Annotated in this window: 12 protein-coding genes; 1 reads left to right on the forward strand and 11 read right to left on the reverse strand. The window is 42.2% G+C overall.

Annotation, left to right across the window (positions count from 1 at the left end):
* Nucleotides 1–3: 3 nt before the first annotated feature.
* The 10 genes from IH598_07100 to IH598_07145 all read right to left on the reverse strand — a co-directional run bounded on the left by IH598_07100 (nucleotide 4) and on the right by IH598_07145 (nucleotide 17,325).
* A complete protein-coding gene (locus tag IH598_07100) occupies nucleotides 4–282 on the reverse strand; it encodes a thioredoxin family protein (protein ID MBE0638268.1) in 279 nt (92 codons plus the stop codon).
* 160 nt (nucleotides 283–442) lie between these two features.
* Nucleotides 443–685, reverse strand: coding sequence for a DUF2007 domain-containing protein (locus IH598_07105; GenBank protein MBE0638269.1), 243 nt, complete (start codon nucleotides 683–685; stop codon nucleotides 443–445).
* A gap of 228 nt (nucleotides 686–913) precedes the next feature.
* Complete coding sequence (locus IH598_07110; protein ID MBE0638270.1) at nucleotides 914–6,844, reverse strand: T9SS type A sorting domain-containing protein; 5,931 nt, start codon at nucleotides 6,842–6,844, stop codon at nucleotides 914–916.
* 2 nt (nucleotides 6,845–6,846) lie between these two features.
* Nucleotides 6,847–6,999 (reverse strand): hypothetical protein, encoded by a 153-nt coding sequence (locus IH598_07115; protein ID MBE0638271.1) that lies wholly within the window; start codon nucleotides 6,997–6,999, stop codon nucleotides 6,847–6,849.
* A gap of 327 nt (nucleotides 7,000–7,326) precedes the next feature.
* Entirely contained in the window at nucleotides 7,327–9,027 is a 1,701-nt protein-coding gene (locus IH598_07120; GenBank protein ID MBE0638272.1) for a tetratricopeptide repeat protein, read from the reverse strand.
* Nucleotides 9,028–9,234: 207 nt separating this feature from the next.
* Nucleotides 9,235–10,608, reverse strand: coding sequence for an alpha-glucosidase C-terminal domain-containing protein (locus tag IH598_07125; GenBank protein ID MBE0638273.1), 1,374 nt, complete (start codon nucleotides 10,606–10,608; stop codon nucleotides 9,235–9,237).
* Nucleotides 10,609–10,771: 163 nt separating this feature from the next.
* Nucleotides 10,772–12,004 carry a DUF3999 family protein gene (locus tag IH598_07130; GenBank protein MBE0638274.1) on the reverse strand — a complete coding sequence of 411 codons (1,233 nt, stop codon included), beginning with the start codon at nucleotides 12,002–12,004 and terminating at the stop codon, nucleotides 10,772–10,774.
* A complete protein-coding gene (locus IH598_07135; protein MBE0638275.1) occupies nucleotides 11,988–14,363 on the reverse strand; it encodes a DUF2339 domain-containing protein in 2,376 nt (791 codons plus the stop codon). Before IH598_07135 ends, IH598_07130 begins: the two co-directional genes overlap by 17 nt.
* A gap of 1,162 nt (nucleotides 14,364–15,525) precedes the next feature.
* Entirely contained in the window at nucleotides 15,526–16,548 is a 1,023-nt protein-coding gene (locus IH598_07140) for a hypothetical protein (GenBank protein ID MBE0638276.1), read from the reverse strand.
* A 12-nt stretch (nucleotides 16,549–16,560) separates the two neighbouring features.
* The gene (locus IH598_07145) at nucleotides 16,561–17,325 is read right to left on the reverse strand and encodes a hypothetical protein (protein ID MBE0638277.1); all 765 of its coding nucleotides are present in this window, start codon (nucleotides 17,323–17,325) and stop codon (nucleotides 16,561–16,563) included.
* Nucleotides 17,326–17,482: 157 nt separating this feature from the next.
* Here IH598_07145 and IH598_07150 point away from each other — a divergent pair, with 157 nt between their 5' ends.
* Nucleotides 17,483–17,689, forward strand: coding sequence for a hypothetical protein (locus tag IH598_07150; protein MBE0638278.1), 207 nt, complete (start codon nucleotides 17,483–17,485; stop codon nucleotides 17,687–17,689).
* A 39-nt stretch (nucleotides 17,690–17,728) separates the two neighbouring features.
* Here IH598_07150 and IH598_07155 read toward each other — a convergent pair whose 3' ends face one another.
* On the reverse strand, nucleotides 17,729–17,998 hold the full coding sequence (locus IH598_07155) for a hypothetical protein (protein ID MBE0638279.1): 270 nt from the start codon (nucleotides 17,996–17,998) through the stop codon (nucleotides 17,729–17,731).
* Nucleotides 17,999–18,077: the final 79 nt, after the last annotated feature.

Genomic DNA, 18,077 nt, shown 5'->3' on the forward strand with positions numbered 1-18,077 from the left:
GGTTTAATTGTTTGTGTATTGATTTAATTTTGCAATCAGCTCCTGCCTCGAAGGCACGCTTCTGAATACAATGTTATTGTTGATTAAAACTGTCGGCACGGCGTGAATACCCAGTTTCAGCGATTTGATGTAACCCACCGGTCCGCTGGCCAGGGTCTTTTTAAATGTAATCCGCCCGTCATAGCCAGGCATCACCTCTTCGAGCATCCGCTGAAAAACCTTGCAGTTAGGGCAGGAAAGGGTGTAAAACATCTCTACAACAGCACTTTTATTTTCACTCATATCATTTCCCGGTTCAGTTTATTTACCGATAGCTGACAAACAATCGTCATGCGTTTTTGTTTGCCGGAGGCGGAGTTGCAATCTTTCACTCTAATCACATTACCCGGCGTTCATTCCGGTTCCGAAAATTTGGGTGATGGAAATAGCGATCATTGATTTTTCACAAATTTTTTACATACTCCTCAACGATCAGCCTTGCTTTTTCAACATCAGGGCTTGAAACCATGACCTTTATTGAGCCCACACCTCCCGGTGCCGTCCACCACGGGTTGAGTGTGCCAATAATATCATCCTTCAGATAGGCTTCAATTTCTTCATCTTCAAGCAAGCTTTTCACCATACCCACCTGCCAGGTTGTTCCTGAAAAGATCTCAACAAGTGTTATTTCTTCTTTTGGATTCATAATTTTAAATTGATTTTTTGAGCTCATCTTTTCGAAATCCTGACCAAATGTACTGATTTTAGAAAAACCGATTTACAGGTTTGTGGATTGATAATCTTATACTTTCTTACCTCCAAAATGGTAAAGCCAATTTCTTTCCATCAGCCGGATGTGTATGCAAACAAGAAAAAAACCCTGCCATCTGAATGACAGGGTTTTAAACCTAAAAACCAAACGTTTATGAAAAATCTACTTTACGATAAGTTTTGTAATCTTACTGAACTGGTCAGCATAGATCTTTACAACATATATTCCTGCCTCCAGGCTGCTTATGTTCAGGGTTGTATGAGCATTCTCAATACTAGTTTCTATCACAGCATTTCCTTTAACGTCGATGATAGTAACCATGGAATTGCTGAATTCTCCGGAATTGATACTGATCACAACCTGATCGGTAGCCGGGTTGGGATATATCTCGACTTCGCCGGCGGCTGTATTACCGATACCGGTAAAGCCAAGGGTCGTTGATTTCACACCTGAGAGGCTTTCGGAGTAGTAGGTTCCCGATGCATTCTCAAGGTTATAATCCCACTCCACGTCCATCAGATATGCTTCACCGGTTTGCGTCCGGATCATTCTGAAAGTGATCGCTTCGCCTTCGGTGAATCCGTCTTTCTCAATGGTAGAGGCATCATCGCCAACGAGAATCATTGCCTTGTTTTCGGTTGTGTTGCCAATTTCCATAAATCCGCATAGCCGGTTATTCTGATCGAATGCCCCAACTGCATCACCATGCTTTAGTTCGATGATGGCATCAGCCGGGAAAGCCACAACTTGTGAAGCCGGCGTAATGACAAGCGAACCCCAGGGTGTTTCCAAAGAGTTTACCTGGTTGCAGGAGGTGGTTTCCGCTTTTGCTTCGCAAGTTGGGAAGTTGAGGGTTACAGGATTGGAAATCTTCATTTTATAGGCCTTACCGGGCACAAGGGTTTCGAGAGAATAAACATTCATCTCCGGCCAGAACACCTGCGATCCGATGAGGTCCTGAACGATAATGATATCCCCGATCACATCGCCGAAAAGTGTCATGGCATCCACATCACATTCGCTGGCAACAGGCAGATAATACCAGCCTGCATTTTCCAGTACCAGCTCACCTGATACGAAATCAGCGCCGCAAATCTCCATATTCACTTCTTCGGTAACCTTGAGGGCATAACCCGTGTTACTGTTCCAGTTGATCATGGTGTTGAGGTTTTCTTCGGGCCAGTAAACCTGTGAAAGGTTTCTGATGATGGTAAGATTGTTCACCATCGGAGCAAACATGTCCTCAACATTTGGATTGTTGGGGATAATGAAACTTGAAATGCTGTTCCATCCCTGTGAAAACGTGTAATACTGGCAGAACATCACCTCCAGTGAAGTGACTGCAGAAAGTCCGAAGTCGGCAAACTGACCCTGGTTGGGTTTGGTGTCGTCGTAGGTTGCTCCGGCAGGGTATTCCTCCCATGCACTGCAATCATGCATTCTCCAGCGGAAGGTTTCGCCATAGGCAAAACCGTCTTTTTCAGATGTTGTGGGATCATCGCCGTAGGCAGTAACCGCCGTACCACCGGCGCCAAATGGGCCACCCCACTCACCGGCGCCGCCGCACACCTCTTCACCATTGTCATCCAGGTAAAATACACCGATCCAATCTCCGTTTTCGAGCGGTTCGCCAAAAATGTTCACATCGGCAGTTGCCGGGATGCTGATCGTGTGCACTTGTGCAGTCTGAACATAAGTCCATGGATTATCACAAGGCATGTTGGGATCGTGAACGATCGGAATGGAGAAACTAACCTCGGAAACGCCGGTAGTATAAACAGTTTGAACACCATAAGTATAACCTTCTGTTGGCTGGGGCCAGTTGGTGTCAAGGTAAGAATTACCCATCACCGGTTCAGCATTGATTTTCTCCCAGTTTTGCCAGTTGTTGATATCGGCATAAGGGCCTGCAAAGATGTTGTAACCTTCGTTGTACCTGCCTGCTTCGGGAGTTGCAGTAACAATTTCCACATCAATCTGGAAAGTAATATCAAAATCGGTAATGAGTTCTGAAAGCAGATATGCCGGAGCGCCGGGATACATGATATAAGCAAAGTTGAAACCACCGGTTCCGGTAGTATAGGCATCTGCTGCAAGAAAATCTGTCAATTCAGTGTTTGTGCCATCCCAATAGGCCATGGCCAGGAATTGTCCCCCTTCGAAGGTGAGGTTAGGAACATCAACATGTGTCCATCCATTATGAACCGTTTCGAAGCTCTCGCTTGAATAGAACACGTTTCCATCCAGGTCAACAAGGTCGAGCCTTACGGTTCCTGATGTTTCACCATATTGTCTCCAGTAGAGGGAAACTTTGGTGATGGTACCAGGATCCATTTCGTAAATATTACCCAGCCATACCTCTTCACCTACTTCGGCTGTATAGCCATTGCTGATCAGGTAATCCCATGTGAGCAACTGCTTCGCACCATCCAAAGGAGAATTCCATGTTACCTGTACCGTTCCGGGGTTGGTTTGAACAGCTTGTGTATAGAAAGGAATTGCCATCATTTCTGTAAGGATTAGTGTGCCCAGGTCAAGATCATAAGCAGGTACATCAATTACGGCAGTATAAGTATCAAATCCCGGATAGTTGATGGTTAAACTATAGGTTTTGTCACCAAATACTCCGGGAATTTCAAATGTGCCTTCAGCATCAACTGTTATGGAATAGTTTTCATACCCTTCAAGCGTTACTTCAGCGCCTTGGAGGTAATGCATCGGATCATCGTTGCCAATAACGATCGCATTAACGGTAACTAACGGTAGCAGTGTCATTTCAAAATCAAGGACATTGTTAAAATCTTGCATCAGAATGATGTTCTGTGGATTGTCGTAATAGCCGTACTTAGAAGCTTTTATTACATTTTCCCAGGCAAGCAGGTCGTTGAGTTCGTATGAACCATCAGCCAGGGTCATGGTGGAATTTTCGAATCCCACAGCTTCCACTTTTACATCCTCCATCGGAGCGCCTATTGCATCAGTAACCACACCATTAAGCGAAGTAGTTTCTACATCTGCAATGTAGAATGCAGTATTGGGCATATGATTTGTCCAGTTTGGCCAGGCTTCTTTCAAATCCAGCGGATTAAGGGGCGGATCCCAGCTTGTTGAATAAGCAGATATGCTGTCGTCATCCATTTCGGTTACCAGCCATTGTACGCCCGGGTACCAGTCTTCGAAAGGTTTAAAAAACATAACACAAAGATTACCACCCTGATAATCGTAAGGAGCAGTAAAAGGAATGTAGAGTTGCTGATTCAATCCCACTTGCAAATCAACACGGGTATCAGCCACTTTTTCAAGTAATGTACCATTGATGTATCCAGCAGCCAGGTTTACTTTATTAGTTTCACCGATATAAATCTGTACAGGCACATCAAGTGTTGCAGAAGTATTGGTGTTATTAAACTGGTAGGCGATGCCGGTGATGTAGCCGGTTACTTTATCCGGGTTCACAAGGTCGGCAGGATAAATCACCTCAGAAAGGGCATAGGCCATTCCCAGAGGATTGGGAATTTCCCAGGATTCTGCATCGCCATCGCCAATCTGAACAGTATTTGTTCCATTTACCTGAACATATACCGGACGGATGATGGATTGATCATTTTCGGGTTTTTGATCGCCGTCAAGATCAACAACGGCATAGATTTCAGCAGGGCCTATTTGCGGGAAAGTAACTGAGAGTGTGTGGGTTTTTTCCTGGAGGTGGTTGCATGCAATGCCGGGTACGGAAGCCATCTCGATGTCGCCACCATCGGCCACCATCATAATTTTTACGTTGTAATCACCGGCAGTCATGGCATTGTGGCCGTTGTTTTTAACGGTGACCTCATAAATAATGGGTTCATCCTTTGAAGGTGTTGGATTCGGATTGAATTCACTCATTTTCATATCATTATCAAAATAAAAGAATTCGATGCCAATACCAATCACATGGTCAACCAAAACCTGACCAGACCATGATGTTGGTACATCGGCTACATTAACGAAGCCGATATAATTTTCACCCGCAGCCGCCGAAACATCTATCTGGTAAGGCTTGTATTGAGGGCTTCCGGCCAGGTTGATGTACTGCAATGACTGCCATTCACCGTTTGCGGCATTTTTCCATATCACTTCAAGATTACCTTGCCACCAAAGGGAAGTAGCCGCATAGAAGGTAAGTATATCTCCTTCGTGTATCACAAGTTTGGGAGTAACAAGTGTGTCTTTTGAGAATGTTTCAACCATACTGGAAGCAGCTCCCGGGCTATTATTGTAACCATCTGTTGATCCTGCCCAAAACGGGCCGTGTGTCCAGTCTTCGGGCGGGAAATATCCATCATCGAACATCTCAACAAACCAGCCGTTTACATAAACATGATTTTCGATGGTAAGATAGTTGTTTTCGGGTGTGTCGCCTGAATCTTCCGGCACAGCAGCTTTGATAACCACCGCTCCGGGGGCAGCAAACTGATGAACATAAACAACGGTAGCATATTCGGTGGGTTGAACTGTACCGGTATTTACCACACCAACAACCATATCATTTACATAGAAAGTTACGTTTTTGGATTGAGCTATCGAGCCAATATTTCTTACAGTAGTGGTGAAAGTGATATCACGATCGGTGAAAAGGAGTGTGGGATGAATTGTAAATTCGGTAACTTCAAAATCATCTTCGGGTTGTTCGTAGCATGAAACAAGGGCTGTCCAGCCTTGAACCTCGTCCCATGCCGGGCAAAGGTAGCGGATGGTCATGGCGCCGGTTTCTCCAAGCGCTTTCAGGATTTCAGGTTTGAGGCCAAAATCGCGCCAGTCGTTTTGCGTCCATTCACCGATCAACGGGGAGTTCATATCCGGACCATCAAACACCCGGAAAGGTTTTACTTCGTCTGTGGGGTGCGAAATATCCCAGACACCGAAAAAGTCCATTTTTATTTTCTTTCCGGCTTCAGCAGGATAAAAGGTGATCACCCCATTATCGCCACTATTTATATTGCCGTTAACACCGCCCATGTCGGTAAAAGTACCCGAACAGGTTGTAACATCTACGGTATCATAATTCACCATAGGATAAATCACACCATAGTTCACAATTTCAACTTCCGTTTCATTATTGGCCGGTTGCTCATCCCCAGCCAGCATTGTTTTGGCAGCGATGGTGTGTTCTCCTGTTTCGGAAAGGTCAGCGGTTGTTATAAATGTATATTCGGCTGATTCTTCAGATGCGATTACAAGAGAACCTACATTCTCAGTGACCCATGTGCCACCGTTTGCGGAATAAGCCACATCAAAACCGGTTTGTGAGTTTATACCCTGGTTTTTGATTTTTATGGTCACTGTTTCAGCCGATGTAAGAGTTCCACTCATAGGGCTCAGGATATTAACCATAGAGAGATCATTATCATAAGCTTCACCATAAAGCGCAAACCGGTTATCCAATGCATATCCAAACCAGTGAACCTGTGTGCTTGGTTTCCAGTCGGGGCCACCACCCCAAAATCCGCCACCCGGATTACGCCAGTGCCAGGGTTCCCAGTTGGTGTTGGTTTTGTCTTCCCAACCCCACTGGCCCACAACGTCGTAGCTGTCGTGTACCTGAAAGCTGATCCAGTAATGGCCTTGGGTAAATGCAATGGATGAAGGAAATGTAAAGTTGAAATAACTCTGCAATTCACCCCCCTGATTGGTCCATTCTTCAGCATAAAAGTTGGTTTGTTCACTGAAACCGTGAATAAGCGTGCCGGGCTGGCCACCGTCATCTTCATAGATAGCTACATTGATTTTTTCAGGATTTCCCTGGCTGCCAGGCCACCATGTACCCCAAACGCCAAATGAACCTACAACCCAGGTTTCCCCTTCGGGAACCACAAAGTCGTCGGCGGCTTCACTGCTGAGATCGGCACTTGCAGGATCCGTGAAGAACTGCGACACGATGTACCCGCCGTATTCTTCATCTTCGGACTGATCGTAGATAATATCACCAATCCGGATATTTAAGGTGTGGTGGTCAGCCCTTTGCTGCTCGCCGTAAAACGCGCGCTGACCCATCGTATTAAGCGCAAAACCTACACTTAATAACAGTGCAATTGTAAATTTAAAATTTCTCATAGTTAATCTCTGTTTTTATTAGTATTGAGTGACTTAAGAATTTTCTTGTACGCTTCGGACTTGGTACGTGCTTCTTCAATCAGTTTTTGAAGGCTCTCCCCGGCATAATCCCGCTCCTTATCCGCTTTTTTATTTTTTGATTTACGATCCGACATTTGATTTTTCAATTGGGCTGCAAAGAAAAGCCTGCCTGACAGGAATCTCCAAATTTTTTGCGTTACAAAACATTTACTTTTACAAATATGCCCATTACAAAAGATAATCAAAGGGCTTACATTCAATGCACAGAAAAGTGAAACTTAATGATGTTCTGTTGGTTATAAATTAATTTTAGAAAGTTCTACCTGATGGAATTTTTTCTCAGAACATGAGAAAATGGATGGTGGGAGTAAAAAATTGGGTTGGGATTACCCGGTCAAATATTGAAAATAAGACAGGAAGGAATTTCACCAAATGGAATTAAAAGCAAAAGCTTGCATAAATCAAATACTTTCGAGGAAGGCGATAAGGTTTTCTTCTGAATCCAGCCCAAGCTTTTTACGCAGCCGTGAACGGGCTACTATAATGCTGTTTAAGCTCTGGTAAGTGATGGCCGAGATTTCCTTGGTTGACATGTTGAGCCGCAGGAATGCGCAAAGTTTTTTTTCGTTGGAAGTGAGGTTGGGGAATTTTGCATTGAGTTTTTCATAAAAATCGTTGTAAACCTGCTGGAACCTAACCTCGAAATCCCGCCAGACGTTATCTTCTGCAGAACATTGCAAGTCATGGATGATCTCCTCGATGATTCTCTGGTTTTCTTTTTTAAAGGCCAATTTCGATTTTATGAGGCGCTCCGAAATCTGCGCAATCAACTCGTTTTTCCTGATCATGTACATTACGTTAGTGGCCAGTTCCTTATTCTTGAATTCAAGCTCTTCTTCCAGCTTGGCTTTTTCCAGTCCCAGGCTTTTACTCAGAAGGGAGTTTTTTTCAGCCTCCAGGCGATGGCGCTTGCTTTTGCTTCGCTGCAGAAAAAACAGCAACGCCAGTATGATCAGCCCCATAAGTGTCAATACAATGGTCAGGCTGTAAATCAGTTCGCGCCTGCGCTGTCCGGCCTCCTTTTCTTTTTGCAGGATGCGCGCAGTGGCGATGCGTTTATCGAATTTATCCTTCATTTCAAGCTGGGTAACCATCCGTACTTTTTCAAGGTCGAGGACGCTGTCGCTGAAATGTTTAAACTTAACATGGGTGTGGTAGGCGTTTTTATAATCCCCGGTTGAATCGTAGGCACTGGCAAGCATATCCAGGGCAATTACAATGGATGATCCGAATCCATATTGTAACGCCAGGTCATGTGCCTTCATAAAATGCGCTTTTGCCTGGTCAAAATCACCAACCACCATATAATTATTGCCCATGTTGTTATAGGCCTGAACGAGGATCCGGTAGTTTTCCGATTTGCTGCTCACTTCTATGGCTTTTTGACTCAATTCAAAAGCTTTCTCGGTTTCGCCTTTTTCCCTGGCAACAATAGAAAGGTTAGTGAGCAACACTGCATAGTTTTTCGAATTGCCCTCATCAAGGTACTGCAAAGCCTTGGTGAAATAAAATCCGGCCTTTTCGAAATCCCTGAGTTTTGCATGTATTGCTCCGATATTGATATTGAATCGCAGGTATTCATTGTTGATATCGCTTATCAGGCTGCGATCTGTTTCATTTAGGATCTCCAGCGCTCGTTCGAAATATGCACTGGCATCGGAATATTTTTCCGTTTTATAAAAAATCAATCCGATGTTGTTGATAGTGTTGAGGTAATCGTTTGGGCTAATCGTCGTATTTAAGTTTCCTTCCTCATCTTCCATCAGTTTTTTTGTTTCAAATTGCAATTCGAGTGCTTCGGGAAACTTCCCTATGTTTTGAAGGATCAACGATTTGGCATTATTGACTTTGATTTTAAGATGCAAAACCGTTTTCCCCTTCAGTATGTTGTCGGCCTCTTCAAGAAGGAAAAATGCCGAGTCGGGCGCTGTGTCAAGTATCAGCGTAGCAAAACCAATAATGGCATCAACCTTCAATGAATCATTCCCGGTGGTTTTGATGATCTGAATCAGCGAGTCTGATTCAGACGGACGGGCAACGCTCCGGCAAGGATAAAATAGCGATAAAAAAGTAAAGACCAGTAATAAAAAATGTGTTTTCAAATGATATTTCAACTTGTGAAGTTTCTAAACGATCAGTCAACAATGCAAAGTTAATTGATTTATTTATTGTTCTCAGGCAAAGGTCGCCAAAAAGCCGGATGTTAAAATTTTTATCGGAAGATGATTAACTTCAGGGAATTAGATAAGGACCAAAATTTTGAATAACTGTTCCCAGACGCTAGTTGAGTGCGCTGGCCGTGCAGGTTTTTATGGTTTAAGTATGTAGAATTGGTAAGGCGCCAATGTAATTTGCCCGTTCAGCGAAATAGTGTTGGTAGTCATAACCTCAGTCCACGATGTGTTTGCCAAAGCAGAGGGAATCGGGTAGCTGATGGGATAATTCCTCAGGTTGGCTATGATAACGATCTCTTCGTTGTTGAAAGATTTCCTGAAACAGGCAACATCGTTATGTTGATAAACAGTATTCTGCCCTCGTTTTGCTGTAGGTGATGCGGAATAAAACTGAAGCATTTTTTTGTATGCGGCCAACATCTGTGGGTTACTATTCCAGTTTATGGTCGAATTGTAGAAAAAAGGAACATTATTGGCCGTCCCCACTTCCTGACTTCCATAAATGAGCGGCACCCCACCGGTAAATATCGTAACAACAGAAGCTGCCAACGCTCCGTTTACCCCGTTGAATAAGCTGATTGGCGTGGCATCCCATGCCGACTCATCATGATTGGTCGTAAAGCGAATCCATTGTTTGCCTGATGGTATGCTGGCATATTCACTACTGTGGGCTGTAAAAATTTTACCTGCAGCCTGACCATTAAAAACATCTTTGACCGCTCCGTAAAATGGCCAGCTAAAATTCAAATCAAAACCGGCAGTAAAATGATCGTTTCTTGATCCTTCTGCAAAAAATATAAACTTACGGTCAGGTATTGCATTGAGCGTTTGCCATGCAGCTTGCCAGAAATCAAACGGAACTCCATCGGCATAGTCGCATCTGAAACCGTCGATGTTTGCCACATACAACCAATACTTCATGGCATCTACCATGGTATCGCGCATCACCTGGTTATTGTAGTTCAAATCGGCAACATCCAGCCAGTTTGTACCAGGCGGATGGATGATGTTCCCGCTGGCATCCTGGGTGTACCAGCTCTTGTTCTGTATCCATTCATTGTCCCAGGCAGTGTGATTGGCTACCCAATCCATAATGACTGCAATTCCCCTCGAATGCGCCTCATCGGTGAGATTTCTCAGGTCGTTAAGCGTTCCATATTCTGAACTTACAGCCTTGTAATCTTTGACGGAGTAAGGCGAGTTCACCGAATTAACCTGGCCGATCGGATGAATTGGCATTAACCAGATAACATTTACCCCCAGATCTTCTATATGGTCTATCTTATTGATAATGCCCTGGATATCGCCGGTAGAGCTGAAAGCCCGCAGGTTGATCTCGTACATGATGATGTCTTCGGTATCGGGAACATCTTCGAAAGGAACACCATATTGCTCATATTCGGTGGTCTCGTTATTGTCGTCAGGTGGAACTTTTTCATCATCCTTCTTACAAGCCAATAACCCGGCAAGGATGAATGAGAAAATCAACGATTTAAAAAATATGTTCATTCAGTGAAGTTTTTGAGTGCATTGCAAAGATAAGTTTTGTTTGATGGGTTTTTGCTTTAGTGGTTTAAGATCGTTTAATTTCTTTGCTGGCGGATTCGCCTTACCGAATATGCAGGCGCTATGGTTGGCTGCTGCGTTGAAGTCTTATTTTTGCTAAAGGCTGTCAATGTTTTCTTATCATTTTTACCGAAAACCATCCGAGCAACAATATGATGATGGTCATGATTGCCCACAGCCAGGTTTTGTTTTTGAAAAGCGGGTCTGCCAAAGGGATTTCCTCTTTTTCTGTTTTCAGTTCGTCACCCAATTCCAATGTTGTCAGATTCATCGGAATGTCGTCAGAAAAACGGTCTATGTCGTAATAGGGTTTTGCTGCTGTTTTATTTCCGTAGGTCATAAAGTAAGTAGCTTTTTCGGTAAATCGAACCAGCAACTCGTGTACATATCCTTTTACATGTATTGTGTCAATGGTCAAAGGTTGATTGTTTTGATTGTGAATGATGATTTTTAGTTTTTGAAGAGTGGTACTGTTAAACTTAAATTCAACTTTTTCCATCGAATTCAATGTCTCAGTTGTCAATGTGCGATAATAGTACTTCCAGCCTTGTTCTGTTTTGATGCTGTCAGCTAGATACTTTATTGTCACTGGCCGGTAATAGTCGAACGAATCTTTAACATCAATTTTCAAATGGCTTACGGGAACAGGCAACTGTAATTCAAGATCGATTTCGGTTTGCCTGAGCTCCCTATTCTCCTTTAAATCAAATTTTTTGATCGTGCAATTTCTAAATCTTCCGTCTGTAATTTCTTGTTGTACAATACTTGCGAAGGTCAGCTCAGGTTTTTCCTGGCTGTCAATAAGCAGTCGGAAATACCGGTAGTTTGAACCTGGAAAAGTCAACCTGGTAAACTGAAAGTCAGTTATCTCGTTTTTTATAGACAGGATCCGGTAATTCTCAGCAACTGTAAACCAGTCATTCTGATTTTGACTGCCTTCAAGTTTGATTTGCCAATCAAAATTTTTCTGACCAAATTCCAGGTTGATCTGGTTGATTGGTTCTGTCGCCGGAATTTCAAAAGTGAAAGAATAGCCCTTTTCGTTATGAGAGGTGTTGAGTGTGTTAAATTCAACCTCCCTGCTGGATGTTTTTTCAGATGCTACTCGAAGTAAATATGGAGCTTCAACTGTGTCATGATTTGCCGTTATTCCGAAGATCCTGATGTCGGTTAAGTCCTGTGTAATTTTCCCAAAAACTTCGTCGGGCAGAATAATTTTATGCCATTGCCCTGAAATTCCCTTTAACTCTCGTTTGTAGTCGTACTCTTTTATTTGCCCATAAGAAAATGAGTAGGCTAAAAAGAGTAAACAAGCTAATAGTTTAACCCTCAATTTCATTTGATATGATATGTTTGTACTTATTGTATAAAAATGAAATGATTAACAGCAACACACCCAACGACACAAACACGATTGTTTTTGAAATGGTATCAAGATGTGAAATATCATAGAAAAACAGCTTTAAAAGGGTAACACCAAACAATGCAATCGCTCCGATTCGCAATGGTTTGTTTTTTTTCCATAATCCTAAAGCAATCAGGAAAAGTGAATAGATTCCCCATAGGATGCTTAATCCAAGCTTATAAGATTGTGTTGATTCGGCTATGTCCATCCAGTGAATTAATTCGCTGCTTGCAATCCACAAGAGAGAAGTATGTAGCAGAAAGTCAAAAGCCATTTTGAAGTCCCTTTGCATAAAATCCCGGCGGATGTTTTTATAACAAGTAAAAAGTGTCAAAGCAACAAAACCTAATGAAACGTATCTTATCCCAATGTTGAAAAAACCTCTTTGATAATATTGCAATAAAGTCCTATCCAAATAGCTTTCCCTTAGTTCACTGAGGGCATAAAGCCCTTGAATTAAAAATACAAAAAGTGTCAACGCAATTAAACCAAGGTTAATCAAGCCCAATTGTTGATTTTTAAATTTTCTGAGATTCACAATGGAGAGGATGGAAACGAAAAGCAGGGAATAATTGATGATCCAAATGGTTTTAAATTCATTCAAATCATAATTCCAATAATAGTAAGTATTTTGCGGGTCTTCCGAATTAATGACAAGTGCAGAATCTGTATAAAGTTGATTCCAGTAAGTAGCGATCTCCATGCGGAATGCATAGTAAAGCGTGACAAGCAGAAGTGCCGGAACAGCAAAAGAAATAATTTTTGAAATTCTTATTTGGGATATGAATGCAGAAGTATATTTTTGGTTACGGTTCAGAACGTTGATAAAGCCAAAAGCAGCCAAAAACAATATTGAGGTAAGTAAATTTACATTAAACAATGGAGCTATTCTTGTCTCAGGATTTTCAGGATAATAAGTGTTATAGACCGAAATCCAGTCGTGAGTAATACTGAAAAATGCCAGTAACATTAACAGATAAGACAGTTTTTCATAAAAAGGAACATTTTTGGTTCTGCCAACCCAAAACAGCAATGCAGCTTCACCAGCCCAAAGCAAGGTAACCCAATTGCCGTCCAGTTGAACAGGAATGGCTATAGTAATAAAGACCAATACAAGTCCTGAAACCAAATAAAACAGATTTTTGTCAGCGAGTTTTTGGTGGTAAATTACTGCACCTGCGATAAAGTGAGCGACAGCATTGCAAAGAGTGAATATTCCTAATAGCTGTTCGCCAGTCTCGTGGTTGTTAAGCAAAGCGTATCCAATTCCATAAAAAATAAACGAATTAGCAAGCAGTAATAGAATATCGTCAATTTCAAACTTTTCTTTTTGAAGTAATTTATAGGCAAGGAATGTCACGTAAAATGTGGCAAAGAAAATAGAAAGGAAAGACAGGGCTAAACCGAAATGCCCGATGGCTTGATAAGTTGACAAAAACCATAAAAAGTAAATGAGCCATGTCAGTCCGAAAGAGGTATAATAAAGCGGTTTCCAGTATTTTTTAAATGCAATAGCAAGTATCCCGAAATTGACAATTGCCATGTAAGAAAAGAGGATACCCACTTTTTCAGATCCTTCACCCAATAAGAAAGGAACAGCATATGCTCCGACCAGTCCGATATGAGCTATGATTTGTTTGTTGTAATTTATGGCAGCTACCACTGTAAATGCAGTAAAAATTACCATAAGTACAAAGGTGAAAACTTGCGGAATCAAGTCGTAGAAACTGTAGGCTGCATAGGTGATAAAATACATGATTGCCATTGCTCCACTAACAAGGACGGCACTATAGTTCACATACCTGCGCTTAAATTTAATGCCAAATCCCAATAACCCCAAGCCGGTTAAATACCCTAAGATTATTCTGGTTAGTGGGCTAATGAGTTCGTTTTCAATAGCGTATTTTGCTCCAATAGCAACCCCAATAACAGTAATTGCAATTCCGATTTTATTGATCAGGTTTTCGCCTATAAATTTCTCAAGGTTGGATTCTCTTATTGTTGGTTTAATGATGGGCGGAATTATCTGTTTTTGTGGTTCTTGCTTTGCCAGACTTCGATAATATTTATAGTCACGCGTTACATACTCTTTTTCGGGATCAAGGTCAGTTTTGGTAATGGTTTTATCTTGCTTTAAATCTTCATTTTCATTCGTCCGCACTTGCCCGGCGGTTTTCAGACTGTTTATTTCATCCCGCAAATTGTTGATCTCTCTCGAAAAGTCGACCTGTCTTTTCAAAAGTGATTCCAACTTTTCAAGGAGTTGGTTTATTTTATCGCTACTGTCTGTCATGTTCTGACTATTTCAAAAATGTTCACTGATGGACGAATTATCGTATGTTGGCACTCGGGATTACGCGGCAATTGCTTATCAGTTCACACCAACCTTTTTTAAGAGTCCAAATCGTTGGCAAACCGCTGAAATCCTCAATTAATATACCATGCATTAAACAATACCTCCGGTAGCAGGCTCGGTTCAATGAGCTTACTGCCGTTGGTTAAGTGCAAAGGTACGTGTTCTTCGTTAAGTTTTTGTTTAACAAGTTAAATTTAAATTTATAAACACTAAGAAAAACATCGGCAGTACCCGCAACTGCCGGATTTCTTACATCCAAAGTAAACAAGGGAGTATCTAATCCAATCCCTACCTTACCGGTGTTGTAATAAATATCCTGGCCCATTACTTCCCAGGGCGATTCTGTAGAACTTTTGGAATACATGGCAAAGGGAACCGACAATAGGGGTTCGGTACCCATGGTAGCTTAGTCGATCCTTAACCACTCACTTTCAGCGAGGGGTTATAAGCAATGAGCATAAGTTAAGAAGCCACATACGGCTTTAGGCGATGAATTTTTTGAAGCTGAAAAAAGAAAAAAACAACTTCCGCCTTCAGCTTGCGGAGTAATCTACGGAGGGTGAACCCAGCTGCCGCCATCAATGCATTGATGATGTAACCAGCTTTTCCTTTGAGATAGTTCCTTGCCATGCGGGCAATCATGTTTTACATGTCTGGTAATCGGTTCGATGGTGGTTCTGCTATGAAATTCGGCGCGTCGCTTTATTTTTATGAATTCTCTGTCACTACTGTATTGTCCGGCAAAACTATATGGGTCTGAACAATTTTCTTATAAGCCGGGTGCCTCCACAAGTGAATCACCTACTTTTATAACTTCCCGCTGAATGTCAATCGACATACTTTATATTGTTAATAATCAACACTTAAAATGGTTGTTAAGCGCCGACTGAGTGTATTTCGGATACTTGCATGGACCGAGGAGGTACTCACCAGCACACTGAACACTTTTTCCTTGCTTGACCGGGAATAGCTGAAAAGATGCCTGGATCATGAACCAATCTAAACAGCTGTTGGCCTTGATGGGTAATCACCATTCCAGAAATGGCTTAATTTCTGACGCCAGAGAGTGGATTGTCTGAACATCTGTGTTTTAAAACCTTCATTTCAGTAGGCCAATTGCATACTCCAGTTGAAGGTCTCTATTTTTCCTGATATCATCCTCTGTCTGTACGACCCTGATATCCGGTGCAATTCCATTCCACTCCCAGGGCAGCCCGTCATACCGTTCACAGTATCCTGATGGGGAGGATATCACTTTTCCGCTTGGCAGTTTATACTCAGGCAGGGTTTCCGGTGAATTATTCGCTGAAATACCGCCGCCGCCGCCTGTTGTATCTCCAACGACGGTCACATTTGGAATTTGTTTCAGCAGCTCAGTGGTAAGTTCTCCAGCACTAAAGGTTGAACCATTGATCAATACCACAACCGGATTTGTGTAGGTAAAAGGACCCTGAGGCTGAATTGGATCTATTTCAATCAGTACGCCCAGGGAGAATAATTTGGGCCATTCCATGGGTGCTGAGATAAAACGGGAGACCACTGCCACAACATTTTGCAGTGTCCCTCCCCTTTTCTGCCGGATATCAAGAATAAGCCCTTTGGTCTGTCCAAGATAATCCAGAATGCCCGGAAATTCACGGATCAGATAGTCTTCATGAAAATCGGCCAAGAACACATACCCGATATTTTCGGGCAGTATTTGATACTCTGCGCTGGTGCTTTCGGTAACAATGAGCTCTTTATCAAAATACTTCCTTACTACAAATGGGCTATAGGCATGCCTGTCTTTGAAGTGTCTCTGGGGATAGTAAGGATAAACCTCGCCACCGCCGGGAGTCTGGTAATACACATGTCCGTCTTTGAGCTCAGCCAGCAGATCGCCCATGACCAGATAGAATTCGTCCCCGCTGGCAGCTTCAACCCGGGCACGATAGACCGGATAGATCGAATCCCAGTTGATCTGCTTGAACATTAAAAAGGGATAGGTCGTATTCACCCTTTGCCAGATCGATTCAAAATCTTCCATGTTTTTATTTGAATCTCCCGGTTTTACAAAAACATCTTCACAACCCGCAGTCAAAAGCGGAATTAACAATATGATGAATATGGTTTTTGTTTTCATGTAAATATCCGGTTAAAAATCTAAGGATAAGCCTATGAGCAGATTATTACTGGCAGAAATCAACGGCTCCCAGGGACCAATCCTGCATAACTCAAACCTGTATCCTGCACTGATTGAGAGCGTTTGAAATACATGATACCGAACTCCTGCGTTAAATGAAGCATTTACCCCGGAAAAAAGGGTAACCAGCTTTACTGGTGATTGATCATTTTCCTCGCTGTCCACCATGCGGAAGGCTAATGAAAGCAAGGATAACCGCAATGAGGACTCGATTAAAAATCTTGAACCTGCCTGATGTTTTGCTGCACCCTCAATCCCGGCTGAGAAAAGACCAGCAAATGATTGGGCGTAGTCAAATCCGTCAACTGCAATGTGGGGTTCGTTGTAAAAATAGAAAAACTCTGTAGTTGGTCCCAGGAAAAGATCCACGTTCTGATTGAAAAGTTTCCCCTTTTTTAGCTGGTAAAGAAATCCCTGATTCAGTGTAAACTGGGTAATACGGGCAGACACATTGTAGTTCCTGATTTCATCTGAGGATCGGTATTCCAAATCAAGCTGATACACATATTTACTGTGGTTACGAACCCAGCCAAAAGATAAACAGGACATTGTTCCCGTATACTTCCCGTCCGAAATATAATGATCCTTTAGAGCATAACTACCAAGTCCGTATTTGAAAATAATGCTGCTGGCAGGGTATCTTGTATTTCCGACTGAATCCTGAGCGAAGGTTAGGGTTGTATTTAAAAAAATCAGCAGCGAAAGAAAAATCCTCATTTTGGATTTGATAGGGCATGTCAGGAGAATACAATTAGGTTTGCTTTGAATATCAGGCATTTGGTTCATTTTTACACAAAGGTAAGTAAAAAATGGAATTTGAAAACACCAGCCATGGGTTGACGACAGATTCAGGAACAAGAGGTATACAATGCAGATGGCTTTTACATACAATTGGAATTACAGGTATTCCGCCATTCAAATCAGCCAGGCTGAGGGTCAACCCATCGGGGTGACAGGAGTATGCCCTCCGGAACAAATCAGCAATGATCTATTGCTGCAATTGAACGCTGGTAAGAAACACAGATCGCGCTCACCCGATGCAAACAGGAGCAGACAGCCGGTGATTTCCTGGTCTGATTGAGGAAAATAATGATATTATGCTACATTTTATTCCAATATTTCAAAGGCTGTTCAGCATAAAAAACAAAACAACACATAAAAGTGCCAGATTGATTGATATGATCCAAACATAGTAAAGGTTACCTGTTTTACCGGTTTCTTCCTTAGTTATTCTCTTGTAGTCAGACACATACTTAAATAGAAACAACCGGATAAAAATGAAACTCTCAATGTTGCTGTTTCTGTTTTTCAGAAAGGCGTAAATCATTATTGATACTGATACATAGACAATAATGGATAATGCCGCGATAACTAAAAGTAAATCATTCATATGCCCTCCATTTATTTTAATGTTACACAATTCATTCGTTTGCAAAAAGAAAGCAATCCCGCCGTTTTCGATACGCAAC

This window comes from Bacteroidales bacterium (assembly GCA_014860585.1).
In the GTDB taxonomy this organism is placed as follows: domain Bacteria; phylum Bacteroidota; class Bacteroidia; order Bacteroidales; family 4484-276; genus RZYY01.